We start from the raw sequence: 15,682 nt of genomic DNA, 5'->3' as shown, positions 1-15,682 counted from the left end.
CATAAACGATGTCGGCCTGCGCCGACTGGTTGATAAAGAGGATACCCAACCCGGATTTGGTATGACTACTGACTACTGACTACTGCCAACTGCCAACTGCCAACTGACTACTGACTAACAAAACTCGTTTCCTTAGCTTCTAACTTAGCCCGATCGACCTCCTGCAAATCCCCGTGGTCTAAAGTCCAAAATTTATCAGCAACGCTCAACAAATCGCTGGCATCGTGAGTGACAATCAACAAAGTCCAGTGACTTTTCAACTTACCCAACAAGCTTACCAACTGCCGGCGCATCGACCAATCCAAACCCGCCGTCGGTTCGTCCAAAAGCAGCAAATGCGGCTGCCGAATTAGCTGCACCGCCAGGGCTACCCGCCGCTGTTGTCCACCGCTCAAAGCGTGGGGAGAACTACGCAACGGCAAATGTCCGAGTCCCACTTCTGCCATTGCTGAGTTAATTTGTTCTTGTCCCAATTCAGGATGTCCCAGTCGCAATTCTTCTAAAATTGTGCCTCCGCAAAAATGCCTTTCGGGAAACTGGAACACTAAACCTCCTAACTGTTGCAAGTGTTCCGGTGTTAATTCTTGTTCGCGCCAGCGGATGTCGCCGCTAGTTTTTTCTGCTAAACCTGCTAATATTTCTAAGAGGGTACTTTTGCCGGAGCCACTGCGGCCTACAATCAGCCCCATTTGTTGCGATGGCAGTTCTAAGTTAACATTTTTCAGAATAGCCTTCGGACAGGCTGTAGGATGATAAACTAAGTTTTTTAGATAAAGCATTAACGCAATTGGTAATTGGGAATTGGGAATTAGGAATTGGGAATCTTGTATCCCTCAGCTTCTGGTTGTGCTATTAATAGTTAAGGCTGTTTTTAAATCGTGCCGATCGCCCAAAATAATTTTACATAAAATTTACATAAATCTTTACAAAAAATTCCCGTTTTTTTTGAGCTTGGGCGTTTGATTTTTAACTTATTTCATGGTATATTCTAATAATGGAAATCTGTCTTTTTAGATATAATTAGTGACACTCCCATTATTAAAATATACCGCAACAGCCGGAAAAAATCAAGCAAATTCAATTCTTTTTTTGCTCGCGGCTCTCTAGGTCTGAGAACGTAACTCATAGGTTTCTAGTTTACACTATATTACACCAGTGAGAATTGACAATGACAAAAAACCCTTTAGCATCGCTTGGGAAACAAATGTTAAATTCTAAACAGACAGTGCGGGCGATCGCCCTTGGAGCAAGTGCGATCGTCCTGAGCATCTGCATTAACTCCGCAGTAGCGGGCGATCCTTTTCGCAGCAGCAACCCACAGGCGATCGGGCCCAACACCGAAGCAGCCTTCAAAACAATGTTTGAACAAGGAAACTACAAACAAGCAAAAGTCCAAGTTCAACAAGCACTATTAGCCGAACCAAACGAACCGCTAGCCTATGCAATGGCAGCCTCCCTATCATACATCGAGCAAGACTTCAACTCGATGAATTCCTACGCGCAAAAAACCCGCGAAGTTGGCGAAAACTTGACAAAAACCAACCCATTACGCGGCAACCTATACACAGCAGTCGGTCACTTTCTAGAAGGAGCAAATGCCATAGCAAAAGAAGGAACAGCCAAAGGCGCGCCCCAAGCACTCAACAAACTGCGAGTAGTATTTCAATACCTAGATGCAGCCGAAAAAATAGCTCCCAACGACCCAGAACTCAACCTGCTTAAAGGCTACATGGACTTAATGCTAGCCACAAACCTGCCATTTTCCAACCCCAGCGAAGCCATTAAACGACTGGAAGACAAAGCTTCTCCCCGCTACTTAGCTTATCGCGGCATGGCAGTAGGCTATCGAGACTTAAAAAAATACGATCGCGCCCTAGAATTTGCTAACAAATCCCTAGCAGAAACGCCAAACAATCCAGAAATTCTTTATCTCAAAGCACAAATCTTGTTTTCCGAAGCCAGGGGAAAAGAAAGCAACAAAACCCTACTAGAAGAAGCCCGTCAAAACTTCGACGCAGCCTTAGTCAAACCAGACCAACTACCGCGCAGCCTAGTAGCCGAAATCTTCTTTCAGCAGTGTAAAACCCGCAACCGTCTCGACAGCAAATCTCGCAACTGCGACCCAATGCGCGATAAAATTAGAGATGCAGGTGGCATCTGGGGGCCCACGGCTTTACCACCACTATAAAAATACCAAAAAACCATGAAAGTACAGTTTCGCGAGTTTAACCCCTTTGACCTCTGGATTTGGCTGAAGTTTAGCAACGTGCCTTCAAACGGTGAAAAACAGTATGTTGAAGAAGTATTTGACTCTTGGTTTTTCTTGGGAAAACTAGGGGGATTTAATGCCGAAAATTTGCAAGTTCAAGATGAAGGCTTAGATATTAGTGACATGGATTACGATGTTAATCTAGCCGACCAAAGCATGATGGCTTTGATGCACAATATGGGAGAAATGGAGTATCAAGGTTCTTGGGCTCGCTGTTGGTTTGATTTAGGGACTAGCGACGCTATCGGCATCGATATTTTAATTAATGTTTTCCAGCAACTAAGCAAAGAATTCGTGACGGTTGAAGAATTGATTATCGGTGGAGAACATCCAGACTGGCCTGTGGAAAATAGTCGCAGTCGAGAGGCTTTTGTCCCTGACAATTACTCATCATAGGTCATTAGTCATTGGTCATTAGGGGCGGGTTTGGCCGGGGATATTTGCTATAGCTAACAACACAGATCAACCCGCCCCTTTCGCGTTACTTTTCTCTACCGAATATTAGTAGGCAAAATGCTGTAGAGCAAAGAGTTAATAAAACCGAGGGCTACAGCGCCCAACAAAGCACTCCAAATTCCCCACCGCAAGCGAAACCCTTCGACTAGCCAAGCCGCCAATCCAAAGATAGCAGCGTTGATAACAATCATAAACAAACCAAAAGTTAGCAACAAAGCTGGAAAAGTAAACAACATAAAAATCGGCCGCACTAAAGCATTCAGCAATCCAAAAACTGCAGCCGAAACCATCGCTTTTCCAAAAGTGTCAATGTCCACCCCGATGGGCAACTTGGAAAGAATAAAAAAGCTCACCGAAGTTACCAGCCAAGCAATTATTAGCGAAACGATATCTATGTGCATTTGCTTATCTCCTGAAACAACTAAACATTAAATCGGAACAACAGCACATCCCCCTCTTGTACAACATATTCTTTTCCTTCACTGCGAACTAAGCCTTTTTCCTTAGCTGCATTCATCGCGCCCGTAGCAACCAAATCTTCATACGCTACAGTTTCGGCCCGGATGAAACCCCGCTCAAAGTCCGAGTGAATCACTCCTGCAGCTTGCGGTGCTAACATTCCCGCTATAATCGTCCAAGCGCGAGTTTCCTTGGGCCCGCTAGTGAAATAAGTCCGCAAACCCAATAATTCGTAAGTAGCTCGAATCAAAGATTTTAAGCCACCTTCAGTCACGCCGAGAGATTCGAGAAAATCTACCCGTTCTTCTTCTGGCAACTCTACCAATTCTGACTCAACTTGCGCCGAAACTATGACAACCTTAGCATTTTCTTTAGCTGCTATTTCCCGAACTTGTTCGACATAGCTATTTCCAGTTCCCAAATCGTCTTCAGACACGTTAGCCGCATAGATAATCGGCTTGTTTGTTAACAATTCTAAGCCTTTAACTAATTCAGCTTCTTCGTCAGTTAAACTGCACTGGCGCACTGGTTTTTCTGCATTCAAAACCACAACCAACTTTTCAAGCACGTCCACTTCTGCTTGAGCTTCCTTGTTGTTGCGGGCTTGTTTGCGAGTGCGATCGAGCCGGCGTTCAATTTGAGCCAAATCTGCTAAAATTAGTTCCAGATTGATAATGTCAATATCTCGCTGGGGTTCGACAGAACCGGCAACGTGAATGATATCATCATTGTCAAAACAGCGGACAACGTGGACGATCGCATCCACGGCCCGAATGTGAGACAAAAACTGATTTCCCAGTCCTTCCCCCTGACTCGCCCCCTTCACCAAACCCGCAATATCCACAAACTCCATCCGCGTCGGCACAGTTTGCACGGATTTGGAAATATTGCTCAGCACCTTCAACCGTTCGTCTGGTACTGCCACGATACCCGTATTTGGCTCGATCGTACAGAAAGGAAAATTAGCAGCAGTCGCCTTAGCATTAGCAACCAGAGCATTAAACAAAGTAGATTTGCCAACATTAGGCAGTCCGACAATTCCGGCAGTAAGCATAGCTATTTAGAAACATATCACTGTATCAAAATATCATAAGCAATAGCAATATATCTGACTTGTCCCTTCTAACTTTTACAGCTAAGCTTGAATAAATATACAACTTGAGGTAGATGGCTCCATGGTTAACAAGTGGTTAAGCAAAGTAACGATCGCTGTGGGGCTGTCGCTGCCTCTGTTAGGGATCACAGCAGCTAGCGTTTTCGCTGAGATGGTCAAAATTTCGGTGATTAACAACAGCGGCAAGACGATGACAGTCCTCCAGTCGGGTAGTTCCGACGATGATTGGGGAGAAAACCTGTTAGACGGTCCGCTTGCCGATCGGGGCACTGTCCCTTTTGAATTTGATTCAGCTGAGTACGAGGGTGATATATCGGGGGGCTGTGTTTTTGATGTCAGGGCCCAATACTCTGACGGCACATACACTGATTTGCGTGGTATTAACTTTTGTAAAGAGAGTTCGATCAACTTCAGTAAGTAGTTAATCGATAATTTAGGCAAAAACCGAGTTTTTTCAAGTCTGATATTCATCAAAAAGATTGGGGACTTTGGAAAAAGTCGGTTTTTGCGATTGACCTCACAAACAATCTTAAACTTCCCGAAGCACTAAAACATAATTTAGATTGGTTCAGGGATTGTCTGAGGAATAGGCCCCGGAACTGTTTGAGGAATCGGCGAGGGTACAGTTTCCGGCACTGGTTCGGGAATTGGCTGCGGAATTGGGGCTGGTACCGGCTCCGGTACTGGGCCAGGAATCGGTTCGGGTACGGGGCCCGGCACCGGTGGCGACGAAGGAATTTCCGGCAGCCCCGGTTCGGTACTGGGAATCTGCGGGCCTGGAAACGGAGTGGGGTTGGGAGAAATCACGGCAATTTTCATAACTCAACATAATTAAGGTAGATAAAAAGATCAAAATACCGCATCTATCTAAATAGTGAAAAGTTATTAAAATTTATATTTTGCACCATTTTAAATCAGCTTTTTGGAGTAGACTACAGCAACCATACTCCTCAAAAATTACTAGCTTTTAGTTACTTCTTAAACCCATCAACAAGCTAGAAAACTTCCTCCCTCACAACACTAAGCTTTAACGAAGAGGTACGATCGCCCCCAACGCCCAACACAAACCACTTATCCCACTACTACCAAAAAAACTTTAACCTCAAAGGAGTATTTACTAATGACACACTTCGGTATTATTTGTCCGGCATCCACCGGCCACCTCAACGCCATGATAGCTTTAGGCTGCGAACTGCTTAGTCGAGGACATCAAGTCACGGTATTTGGCTTCCTCGATGCTCAAGTCCGAACTGTAGCCAGCGGATTAGAATTCCAGTCATTTGCTGAAGAGGAATGTCCCCTCGGAGCGATCGCACAAAACTTGACCGAAATGGGAAAACTCAGCGGACTCGCTGCCTTGCGATATAATCTTAAAGCACTTCCTAAAACTTCGGCTCTTGTTCTCACAAAGGCGACCACCGCTATTAAAAAAGCCGGTGTAGAAGCTTTGCTTGTAGACCAATATTTACTGGAAGGAGGAACGGTTGCAGAAATTCTCAACCTTCCTTTTGTAACTGTATGCAATGGGTTGATGCTGAATCGTGAACCCAACATTCCTCCGATTTGCACTACTTGGGAATATAGTCCAACTTGGAAAGGGCGCTTACGCAACCAAATCGGCTATCAGTTACTAAATTTGCTTACCAAGCCGATTCGAGAGACGATCGCCGAATTTCGCGAAGAGTGGAAATTACCTCTGTACTCTAATCCGAATGATTATTATTCTAAACTCGCTCAACTTAGTCAGCAACCTGCTGAATTCGATTTTCCCAGACAAAATTTACCCCCACATTTCCATTTCACTGGCCCTTATCACAACCCTGCGACGCGCCAACCAGTACCTTTTAGTTTTGAACAATTAACTGGAAAACCATTGATTTATGCTTCAATGGGAACTATTCAAAATCGCTTGCTGGAAGTTTTTCAAATCATCGCCTTTGCTTGTGAAGGGTTAGATGCTCAATTGGTCATCGATCTGGGCGGAGGTGCGACTCCCGAATCCTTGCCAAATTTACCGGGAAATCCGATAGTTGTTGGCTATGCACCGCAATTAGAACTGCTACAAAAAGCAACGCTCACGATTACTCACGCTGGGATGAATACGAGTCTGGAATCTTTGAGCAATGGAGTGCCTATGGTGGCAATTCCTGTGGCAAATGACCAGCCTGGAGTGGCAGGGCGCATTGCTTATACGGGTGTTGGTGAAGTGGTTGCTTTGAAGGAATTGAGCGTGACTAAATTGCGATCGGCAATTGAGAAAGTCCTAACCCAAGAGTCGTATAAAAAAAGGGCGATCGAGATGCAAGAGGCAATTGTGGGATCGGGCGGAGTCAAAAAAGCGGCTGATATTATTGAACAGGTTATATTGACAGGTAAGCCAGTCTTAGCTTAGTGGAGGGTTGATATCCCTCTTCCTGAAAAGGCAAATTTAGCCAATCACGGATGAACTCTCAAACCAAAACACCTCTATTAGATGCTTTGCGCGATCGCACAAATCATCCGCACACCCCATTCTACGCCCCCGGACATAAACGCGGACAAGGAATCTCAGGGCCATTAATTGACTTATTCGGTGCAACAGTATTTCGATCGGATTTGCCCGAATTGCCGGAGTTAGACAATCTCTTTAACCCAGAAGGTGCAATTGCCGAAGCTCAAGAATTAGCCGCCCAAGCATTTGGAGCCCAATCAACTCGGTTTTTGGCTAACGGTTCGACTTGCGGAATTATCGCCGCCATCTTAGCAACTTGCGGCCCCGGCGATAAAATTATCCTACCTCGAAATATCCACTCATCCGCGATTTCAGGTTTGATTTTATCCGGCGCAATTCCGATTTTTGTCAATCCAGAATACAACCCGGATTGGGATATTGCCAACAGCATCACCCCAGAAGCCACAGCAGCAGCCCTAGAACAACATCCCGACGCGAAAGCAGTAATGGTCGTCTACCCAACCTATCACGGCGTTTGCGGGGATTTGCGGGCGATCACCCAAATTACCCATCAATACAACATCCCGTTATTAGCAGACGAAGCCCACGGCGCGCACTTTAACTTTCACCCAAACTTACCAGAACCGGCCCTATCAGCCGGGGCAGATTTAACGGTACAATCAATCCACAAAACCCTCGGTGCAATGACACAAGCATCGATGCTGCACCTCAAGGGCGATCGTATAAATATCCAAAAACTCGATCGAGCATTGCAGCTAGTACAATCCACCAGTCCCAGCTACTTATTGTTAGCATCATTAGACGCCGCCCGCCAACAAATCGCCCTCCACGGCAAAGAATTAATGGCTCAAACCTTACTATTAGCAGACACAGCGCGCGATCGTCTCAATCAAATTCCCGGCTTATCAGTTTTAGAACCATCAAACACGCCCGGTTGTGCCGCATTAGACAGAACGAGGCTAACAGTAAAAGTATCCGATTTAGGCATCACAGGATTTTTTGCAGATGAAATCATGCACTCGGAACTCGCAGTCACAGCAGAACTTCCCATGCCGCAACATCTCACATTTATTATCAGTTTGGGGAATACAGAATCAGATATCGACAATCTAGTTAAAGCTTTCACAGTTTTAGCAGAAAGAAGCAAGTTCGACAGCGATCGATGTGCGGGATTTAACGGATTTAATAGCTCGATATTTCAGCAAGAAGCAACAAGCAAGAAGCAAGATTGTTCCCATTCCCCCCTCTCCCCCTCTCCCCCTCTCCCACTCCCTCATTCTCCCCCTCTCCCACTCCCTCATTCTCCCCCTCTCCGACTCCCTCATTCTCCCCCTCTTCCCCTCTCCCCCCGCGATGCCTTCTTTTCCGCAGTGGAAACTGTAGCTGCAGACAAAGCGGTCGATCGCCTGTGCGCCGAGCTCATCTGTCCCTATCCCCCAGGAATACCAGTTTTGATGCCCGGTGAAATCATTACCCCAGAAGCCGTTGACTACCTGCAACAAATCCTTGCCGCCGGCGGAAAAATCACAGGTTGTAGCGATCCCGACCTCCAAACTCTCAAGGTTGTGCGACAGTAAATATGAAGGAGATCGAAAGTAGCAAATAGTGCTTTCCTCCCTTGGGGTTGCCAACTGCCAAACTGACAACTGACAACTACCAACTGACAACTGACAACTGACAACTGCCTTCTATTTAAAATCAAACTATGCTTTGGCCCTACGTGACTCCTGGTATTCCCGATGACTTATTTGAACGTTTACCGGGAATTCCCATGAGTAAGCGAGAAGTCCGACTGCTGTTACTCTCCTACCTGCGACTGCAAGCAGATTCAGTAGTGTGGGACATTGGTGCAGGTACTGGTACAATTGCTGTAGAAACAGGTTTGCTTTGTCCCAAAGGTCGGATTATCGCCGTCGAAAGGGACGAAGAAGTAGCCAGCTTAATTCGCAGAAATTGCGATCGATTCGAGCTCGACAACGTAGAAGTCATAGAAGGCAGTGCCCCGGAATGCCTCGAAAATCTGCCCCAACCCCCCCACCGAGTCTGCATCGAAGGAGGTCGCCCGATTAAAATGATTCTCAAGGAAGTCTGGCGGTACTTGCAGCCCCGCGGTCGAGTTGTCGCCACAGCATCGAATTTAGAAAATCTTTACGCCCTTTCCGAAAGCTTCGCCGAGTTGCAAGTCCGCAACATCGAAGTAGTCCAATCCGCCGTCAACCGTTTAGAAACTCGCGGCCTGAGTCAAACCTTTGCCGCCGTCAATCCCATTTTCATTCTCAGTGGCGAAAAGCTGGATTAGAAGTCAGTTGACTGTTGACTGTTGACTGTTAACCTGGTTCCTCGGCAGAGCCTGGAATACATACCCAATGCCCAATGCCCCATTCCCGATGCCCCATTCCCGATGCCCCATTCCCGATGCCCCATTCCCGATGCCCCATTCCCATTCCTAAATGTAATTCTTAACCTTTTTTAAGTTCGCTTAACGTTCATACTAAGAATGAGGGCGAGCATAGTTGGATTGACCGCCTGAGTTGAGATTTTGGAAGATTGATTGGGGATGGGGGTTGCCCGTGCAAGGGAGGAAGCCGTACCTTAACAATTCTTGCATCGCAGCATTTTTGCATTTTTGCATCGAATCACAGCCCAAAGACGGATACCGCGGCACGTACAATCGTCGCTCACCCAAATTTGGACTGAGGTTCAATGTCCCAGATTTATCTGCCCTTGTAAATCTCAAATCTCAAATCTCAAATCCAAAATTGATCGACCGATTTACCATCTGCTATGAGAAATTCATTTTATGCCTTGGTCCCGTATTTTTAGTGGAATAGTTGCGATCGCCCTAGCTTTGGGAATGATTATTATGGGGGGATGGTACTTCACCCTCGGTTTTGGAGTCATCGTCTACCTCGGTCAATTGGAATATTTTCAGTTAGCCCGGGCTAAAGGCATTGCACCTGCAGCCAAAACTACCTTAGCTGTCAGTCAAGGCCTGCTCATTACTGCCGCCCTGGCCCCCCAACTCGTAGACGCGATGTTTCCCCTCGCCGGAACCTTAATCTGTTTTTACCTGTTATTCCAACCTAAATTATCCACGATCGCCGATATTGCTACCTCAATTTTAGGATTGTTCTACGGCGGTTATTTACCTAGCTACTGGGTACGGCTGCGAGTCGGTTTCGACCAGGCAAATATTGCTACAACCCAATTTTCGCAAACAGTAGCCAGCAATGCGCCCGTTAACATTCACCCGTCCCTGTCTTGGACAAGTCACAGCAACCTATCTTTAGGATTGACTTCGCTGATGCTGGCTTTCTTCTGCATCTGGGCCGCTGACATTGGGGCTTATTTTGTCGGCAAATTCTTCGGCCGCACTAGCCTCTCCCACATCAGCCCCAAAAAAACCGTTGAAGGTGCTGTATTTGGCGTTTGCGGCAGCATCGCCGTGGCCGTCGCCGGGTCTTGGTATTTACAATGGCCTGGGTGGCCCTATACTGGGGCTATTTTTGGTTTGTTGATTGGGGTTGCTAGTTTGTTGGGAGATTTAACTGAGTCGATGATGAAGCGAGACGCGGGGGTTAAGGATTCGGGACAATTGATCCCCGGTCACGGCGGCATTCTCGATCGCACTGACAGTTATGTTTTTACCGCACCCTTAGTCTACTATTTTGTGACTTTGCTGTTACCGGCGATCGACTCTTTTTTAATTAATCGGTAATTGGGAATTGGGAATTGGGCATTGGGCATTGGGGATTGGGGATTGGGGATTGGGGATTGGGCATTGGGCATTGGGCATTGGGCATTGGGGTATGTATTCCAGGCTCTGCCGAGGAATCAGGTTAAAGTTAACAGTCAACAGTCAACAGTTAACAGTCAACAGTCAACAGTTAACTAACTAAGGCAAAACTCTAATTCCACCCCGACAAACCATCTCCCCCGGACTCAAAATCAACTCATCAATTGCAACTTCCTGTCCGAAATCAATTTTAAAATCATTGAAATCACTACTCTTTAATTCTCCATCGATTTCTATTTCTGGTGCTTCAAACATCAATTCGCTACCGCTGACAATCCGCAAACCAGTCCGCAATACCAAAGGAATTTTGCTACCGCCAGCGCGCAAAATTGTCGCCGAAAGCGTCAACTTCCCCGCCTCAATTTTTATCTGAGAATCTTGCAATTTCAGAGATTTTTCGCTATCTGTCAGCGGTAACATTGGCAGCAAAAATTCGCTCAAAGCATCAGCCAGCAAAGGTGCTTTCAGCGACGCATTCAAATCCGCTTGAGCGAGCCTCAAAACGCCCGTGACGGGAACGGATTCGAGCAGGCGCAGCGGCTTGCCTTTGAGAGCTTGACCGAGGTTGGTGCGAATGCCACAGCCCTCTATAGCAACTTCTGTTAGATGTAATCCTTTATACACAGCACCGCTGGCGGCCGCCGTTACTTTGGGGATCGCACCGCTGAAGATTTGTCGATCGCTCCCCTCAATTTTCACCTTCAACTCGTCAACCTGCTGAACTTGCGATCGCAGCCACAACTGCACCGCCGGAGACAGCACCGAACTCGCGATCCGGCTGCCTCTACCAGGCGGTGGTGTTCCTTGTCCCTCGGCGAGATTAGCAGTTCCATCAGAGCTAGCAGCGCCAGATTGATTGTCAAATTGAAGTGAGTTGCGATCGACAGTCATAAACCATTAAAAAATATAAGCCTTAATATTCAAGCACAGAACTTTAACTGGGACTCGCATCCAGCCTTACAAACCCAGTTTGTGCGATCCCAAGGCAAATTTGGCGATCGAGCGTATAAATTTAACCGGATGTACGGGATTTATGGTAGTGTTGATTATCGTCTAGTCAGACCCACACCTCTCAAATTAACAGCAAACTAACGGCGGGGCGATAGCTTGCCACGAGTCTTTCCCTCGTAGTTTTTGCCAAAAAAGATTCAGGGTTATCTTATCGGGACAATCTACACCGGGCGCAACGCCCTGTAAGGATTGCCCACCATAAAAATTTATTCCGACTAGGAATTCAACATTGGTAGTAAGGTTAAATCCATTAACCCTATTGTATTTCCTCCCCCAACGCTCCTGTGTTGGCGGTTCCCACACTCCCGTCATGTCTGATGAAAGGCTGCAAAAAATTCTCGCCCAGTGGGGCATTGCCTCTCGCCGTCTGGCAGAACAGATGATTGTCGCTGGACGAGTCCGAGTTAATGGCAATATTGCTCGCTTAGGACAAAAAGCAAATCCCGATCGCGATTTGATTGAAGTCGATGGAGTGCCAGTGAAACCAACGGATCGACCCGCTTGTGTCTATCTGTTGCTCAATAAACCAGCAGGCGTAGTTTCTACTTGCCGCGATCCCAGAGCCCGATCGAAAGTTCTCGACTTATTACCACCAAAATTGCGCTATGGTCAAGGCATTCATCCCGTAGGACGCTTAGATGCAGATTCCACAGGCGCTCTCTTGCTCACCAATAATGGTAAGCTGACATTTTGTTTGACCCATCCGCGTCACTCGATCGCCAAAACTTATCAGGTTTGGGTACGGGGCGATCCCCCGGAAACCATACTGCAAGCGTGGCGTCAGGGCATCATTCTGTCCGGTAGAAAGACTTTGCCCGCAAAAGTGAGAATTCTCGATCGCGCCGGAGACCAAACTCTGTTAGAAATCATTCTATCAGAAGGGAGAAACCGACAGATTCGGCGTATTGCCGAGCAGTTGGGATATCCCGTGGTACGCCTGCACCGCACAGCCATTGGCCCGATTCTATTGCAGCAGCCTGGTTCGCCAATATTGCCACCGGGCTGCTACCGCCCCCTAGAAGATGCAGAAATTATTTTTTTATGGAATCTAGTCAACCTAACATCAATAAGCGTGCCAGCAAATCTCGAGGAGCACAGCATATGACAAAGAATTTATTGTTTTTATTCTTCAAAACAACTAAGCAAAAACTGCACCCCCAAGAACCCGAACCACCTCAAAATAAGCTAGCGGAAATAGGAGCTCAACTCCGGCAGTGCCGCGAACAGCATTCGATTTCTTTGGACAAAGTAGCCGTGGTAACAATGATTCGCCGAAATCTCCTGCAAGCCATCGAGGAGGGTCAACTCGACCAACTCCCCGAACCGGTCTACACTCAAGGTTTGATCAAGCGCTACGCCGAAGCAATGGGTTTGGATGCCAATCAGTTTGCGGACTTTTTCCCGATTGAACCGCCAGCGCGATCGAGCACCAAGCTATCCTGGCAAGATGGGCCTCAATTGCGCCCGATGCACCTCTACATCTTTTACACATTTCTAATTATCTGTTCAGTCAACGGCTTATCTCACTTGATGGGCAATTCTGCGACAGGCAAAAAAGATGCCACAGCCGAAGAACTAGCCCTCGGGAAGCAAGAACAAGCTCGTTTAGCAGCCTCAGCATCGAGCGCCTCAAAAAAACAGAAACCCAATAGTTACGAGGCTGTCGAAGCAGCAAGAACCGGTCAAAATCCCAATAAATCTAGCAACAAACCAGTGATGGTTAGCCTCACTTTTAAGGCAGATTCCTGGATGCAGATTGAAGTCGATGGCAAAACAGAATTTGAGGGAATTTTGCCGACCGGGACTGTACAAACCTGGGAAGCCGATCGCAAATTGGTAATTGTAGCTGGTAACGCCGGCGGGGTAATGATTGCTGTGAATAACGGACAACCAGAACTAATCGGAAACCCCGGAGTCGCCAAACAACTTATTTTTAAAGCAGACGAACTCAAGCCTTCAGCCGATTCCAAAAATCAAGGTTAATCGGAAAAAGGCAATCGGAAATAGTTAATAACTAGCCGTCGATAAGTTTTAGTGACATCTCCTTCTTTATTGACTCCTATCATCCGCGATCGATTAACCGCACTCGCTCTTAATTAGGTTAGTAGTGCGTCCTAGCTTCCGTAACATGAAAGCGGAAGCTAGGACGCACTACTAACCATTTTTGTTACGGGTAATATCGTTTCCGATAGCATCGGAATAGTAAATTAACGATTAACTGTTAACAGTTAACCGTTAACAGTTAATCGTTAACATCATGTATGAGTGCAACCGGAATTGATATAATTGACCGGACACGAGCAGATTACCAATTACCAATTACCCATTTTTGTTCAATTTTTATTAGGAGTGCGCCCGGTGATGTAAGTCATGTTTTTTAGCCGATCGCGCACCTCCCAATTCAAAGCTTCGCGCCGATACCGCCAGCCCCAATTTCCGTCTGCTTTCCCCGGAAAATTCATCCGCGCATCAGTAGCCAAACCCAACAAATCTTGAAACGGCACAACTGCCAAATTAGCAACCGAAGTCCAACCCATGCGAATTAAAGACCAGTGAATTCCTTGGGGATCGATACAGCCCAAATAACGAAAAACCTCATCTCTTTCGTACTGTTGCAGTTGATTGAACCAGCCGACAGTCGTGTCGTTGTCGTGGGTGCCCGTGTACACTACACAGTTGCGATCGTAATTAAAAGGCCAAAAAGGATCTTCCGGGCCCGCGCCGAAAGCAAACTGCAAAATCTTCATACCCGGAAACTCGAACCGATCGCGCAAAGCCTCTACTTCAGGAGTAATTACCCCCAAATCTTCAGCAATAATCGGCAAGTTCCCAAACTTTTCATTAATTACTTCAAACAAAGCCGTTCCCGGCGCCTTAATCCACTTTCCCTCCATCGCAGTATGCTGCCCGCGCTTCACCGCCCAGTAAGCGTCAAATCCTCGGAAGTGGTCGATCCGGCTCACATCTACATAATCGAAAAGCGCTTCAAAACGCTGCACCCACCACTCAAAATTATTTGCTTGCAGCGCCTCCCAATTGTAGACTGGATTGCCCCACAATTGACCTGTGGCACTGAAGTAATCCGGCGGAACACCCGCCATTAAAGCTGGTTCTCCGCTTGCTTCATCCAAACAGAATAAGTGGGGATTTGACCACACATCCGCGCTATCGTGAGCTACATAAATCGGAATGTCGCCAATAATTTTAATTTCGCGCAGGTTCGCATAGCGTTTCAACTCTGTCCACTGGCGGAAAAACTCGAACTGGACGTATTTGTAGTAATAAATCTCAGTATTTAGCTGCTGCCGCCACTTGTCTAGCGCCTCCGGTTTGCGTCGGGCAATTTCTGGTTCCCAAGTGTGCCAGCTAGCTCCGTTGAAGCTATCTTTTAGTGCCATAAATAAGGCATAATCTTCCAGCCAAAACGCTTTGGTTTGGCAAAAACCCGAGAATTCTTTTTGCTGCACCGGCGATGCTTTCGCTTTGAAGTTTTCGCAGGCTTTTTTGAGCAGAGGCATTTTGTGCGCGATCGCCCGATCGAATTCTACAGTATCCAGCGCAAATTCCGGCAAACTATCTAAATCTTCATCGCTGAGCAATTGCTCGTCCCGCATAATTTCCGGGCTCAGCATCATCGGATTTCCTGCCATTGCTGAATAGCACGAATAAGGAGAATTGCCGTAACCAGTAGGGCCCAGCGGCAATATCTGCCAGTATTGCTGGTCGCTTTCCACTAAAAAGTCAATAAACTTATATGCTTCTATGCCCATGTCCCCAATGCCGAATCGGCTGGGAAAAGATGTTGGGTGGAGTAAAATGCCGCTCGATCGGGGAAAAAGCATAATCTATCCTTAGATATAGGAGTTAAACGTTGACAATTTGACAGATATTCCCTATTGGTTAAACTTCGCAGTTTTTAGGGATCTTTTCAGCGCAAATACTTTGGCGATTGTCTCATATTTTTTGCCGGAACGTACTTGCTAAATATTTGTATGGCCATCTCATCACAACTGCTGAGTACAGCCAAAAACATCAAGCTCTTCACTTACGCCCTCGCCCCAATAGATTAATTCCAAACAACCTCTAAAAAGCAGGCTCTATGCGCCCGATCCACAAGAATTATGG

The 15,682-nt window shown here is 46.7% G+C and carries 15 protein-coding genes; 9 read left to right on the top strand and 6 right to left on the bottom strand.

Annotated elements, in window-relative coordinates; genetic code table 11:
- Positions 1-107 precede the first annotated feature (107 nt).
- The gene (locus QT998_RS13580) at positions 108-779 is read right to left on the bottom strand and encodes an ABC transporter ATP-binding protein (protein WP_333090700.1); all 672 of its coding nucleotides are present in this window, start codon (positions 777-779) and stop codon (positions 108-110) included.
- Positions 780-1,168: 389 nt separating this feature from the next.
- Between QT998_RS13580 and QT998_RS13575 the strand changes: the two genes are divergently transcribed.
- Positions 1,169-2,188, top strand: coding sequence for a Sll0314/Alr1548 family TPR repeat-containing protein (locus tag QT998_RS13575; RefSeq protein WP_333090702.1), 1,020 nt, complete (start codon positions 1,169-1,171; stop codon positions 2,186-2,188).
- Positions 2,189-2,203: 15 nt separating this feature from the next.
- Positions 2,204-2,665 (top strand): DUF3531 family protein, encoded by a 462-nt coding sequence (locus tag QT998_RS13570; RefSeq protein WP_194070847.1) that lies wholly within the window; start codon positions 2,204-2,206, stop codon positions 2,663-2,665.
- A 95-nt stretch (positions 2,666-2,760) separates the two neighbouring features.
- On the opposite strand, the gene QT998_RS13565 is transcribed toward QT998_RS13570, so the two are convergent.
- Together QT998_RS13565 and ychF are read right to left on the bottom strand one after the other, a co-directional pair.
- Positions 2,761-3,126 carry a phage holin family protein gene (locus QT998_RS13565; protein ID WP_442921969.1) on the bottom strand — a complete coding sequence of 122 codons (366 nt, stop codon included), beginning with the start codon at positions 3,124-3,126 and terminating at the stop codon, positions 2,761-2,763.
- A gap of 20 nt (positions 3,127-3,146) precedes the next feature.
- A complete protein-coding gene (gene ychF, locus QT998_RS13560; protein ID WP_333090706.1) occupies positions 3,147-4,238 on the bottom strand; it encodes a redox-regulated ATPase YchF in 1,092 nt (363 codons plus the stop codon).
- A 121-nt stretch (positions 4,239-4,359) separates the two neighbouring features.
- On the opposite strand from ychF, the gene QT998_RS13555 reads away from it, so the two are divergent.
- On the top strand, positions 4,360-4,719 hold the full coding sequence (locus tag QT998_RS13555) for a hypothetical protein (protein ID WP_333090708.1): 360 nt from the start codon (positions 4,360-4,362) through the stop codon (positions 4,717-4,719).
- Positions 4,720-4,856: 137 nt separating this feature from the next.
- On the opposite strand, the gene QT998_RS13550 is transcribed toward QT998_RS13555, so the two are convergent.
- Positions 4,857-5,117, bottom strand: a complete 261-nt coding sequence (locus tag QT998_RS13550) for a gamma-aminobutyric acid A receptor, epsilon-like protein (protein WP_333114971.1) — start codon at positions 5,115-5,117, stop codon at positions 4,857-4,859.
- A gap of 301 nt (positions 5,118-5,418) precedes the next feature.
- On the opposite strand from QT998_RS13550, the gene QT998_RS13545 reads away from it, so the two are divergent.
- From QT998_RS13545 to QT998_RS13530, 4 genes are all read left to right on the top strand, one after another.
- Positions 5,419-6,690 (top strand): glycosyltransferase, encoded by a 1,272-nt coding sequence (locus tag QT998_RS13545; protein WP_333090711.1) that lies wholly within the window; start codon positions 5,419-5,421, stop codon positions 6,688-6,690.
- 50 nt (positions 6,691-6,740) lie between these two features.
- Positions 6,741-8,327 (top strand): aminotransferase class I/II-fold pyridoxal phosphate-dependent enzyme, encoded by a 1,587-nt coding sequence (locus QT998_RS13540; RefSeq protein ID WP_333090712.1) that lies wholly within the window; start codon positions 6,741-6,743, stop codon positions 8,325-8,327.
- 128 nt (positions 8,328-8,455) lie between these two features.
- The gene (cbiT, locus tag QT998_RS13535) at positions 8,456-9,049 is read left to right on the top strand and encodes a precorrin-6Y C5,15-methyltransferase subunit CbiT (protein WP_194012222.1); all 594 of its coding nucleotides are present in this window, start codon (positions 8,456-8,458) and stop codon (positions 9,047-9,049) included.
- Between the two features lie 501 nt (positions 9,050-9,550).
- Positions 9,551-10,468 carry a phosphatidate cytidylyltransferase gene (locus QT998_RS13530; protein ID WP_333090714.1) on the top strand — a complete coding sequence of 306 codons (918 nt, stop codon included), beginning with the start codon at positions 9,551-9,553 and terminating at the stop codon, positions 10,466-10,468.
- A 177-nt stretch (positions 10,469-10,645) separates the two neighbouring features.
- On the opposite strand, the gene QT998_RS13525 is transcribed toward QT998_RS13530, so the two are convergent.
- Positions 10,646-11,437, bottom strand: coding sequence for an LmeA family phospholipid-binding protein (locus tag QT998_RS13525; protein WP_333090716.1), 792 nt, complete (start codon positions 11,435-11,437; stop codon positions 10,646-10,648).
- A 430-nt stretch (positions 11,438-11,867) separates the two neighbouring features.
- Here QT998_RS13525 and QT998_RS13520 point away from each other — a divergent pair, with 430 nt between their 5' ends.
- Together QT998_RS13520 and QT998_RS13515 are read left to right on the top strand one after the other, a co-directional pair.
- Complete coding sequence (locus QT998_RS13520) at positions 11,868-12,662, top strand: pseudouridine synthase (protein ID WP_333090750.1); 795 nt, start codon at positions 11,868-11,870, stop codon at positions 12,660-12,662.
- Positions 12,659-13,540 (top strand): helix-turn-helix domain-containing protein, encoded by an 882-nt coding sequence (locus QT998_RS13515; protein WP_333090717.1) that lies wholly within the window; start codon positions 12,659-12,661, stop codon positions 13,538-13,540. The genes QT998_RS13520 and QT998_RS13515 overlap by 4 nt, the downstream gene beginning before the upstream one ends.
- A gap of 350 nt (positions 13,541-13,890) precedes the next feature.
- Here the strand turns inward: QT998_RS13515 and malQ are convergent, their stop codons facing one another.
- The gene (gene malQ / locus QT998_RS13510; RefSeq protein ID WP_333090719.1) at positions 13,891-15,399 is read right to left on the bottom strand and encodes a 4-alpha-glucanotransferase; all 1,509 of its coding nucleotides are present in this window, start codon (positions 15,397-15,399) and stop codon (positions 13,891-13,893) included.
- Positions 15,400-15,682: the final 283 nt, after the last annotated feature.

Source organism: Microcoleus sp. S1D4, assembly GCF_036700765.1.
Classification (GTDB): domain Bacteria; phylum Cyanobacteriota; class Cyanobacteriia; order Cyanobacteriales; family Microcoleaceae; genus Microcoleus.
Note: the sequence above shows the minus strand (reverse complement) of the source record. Positions and strands in the feature narration are given on the sequence as shown.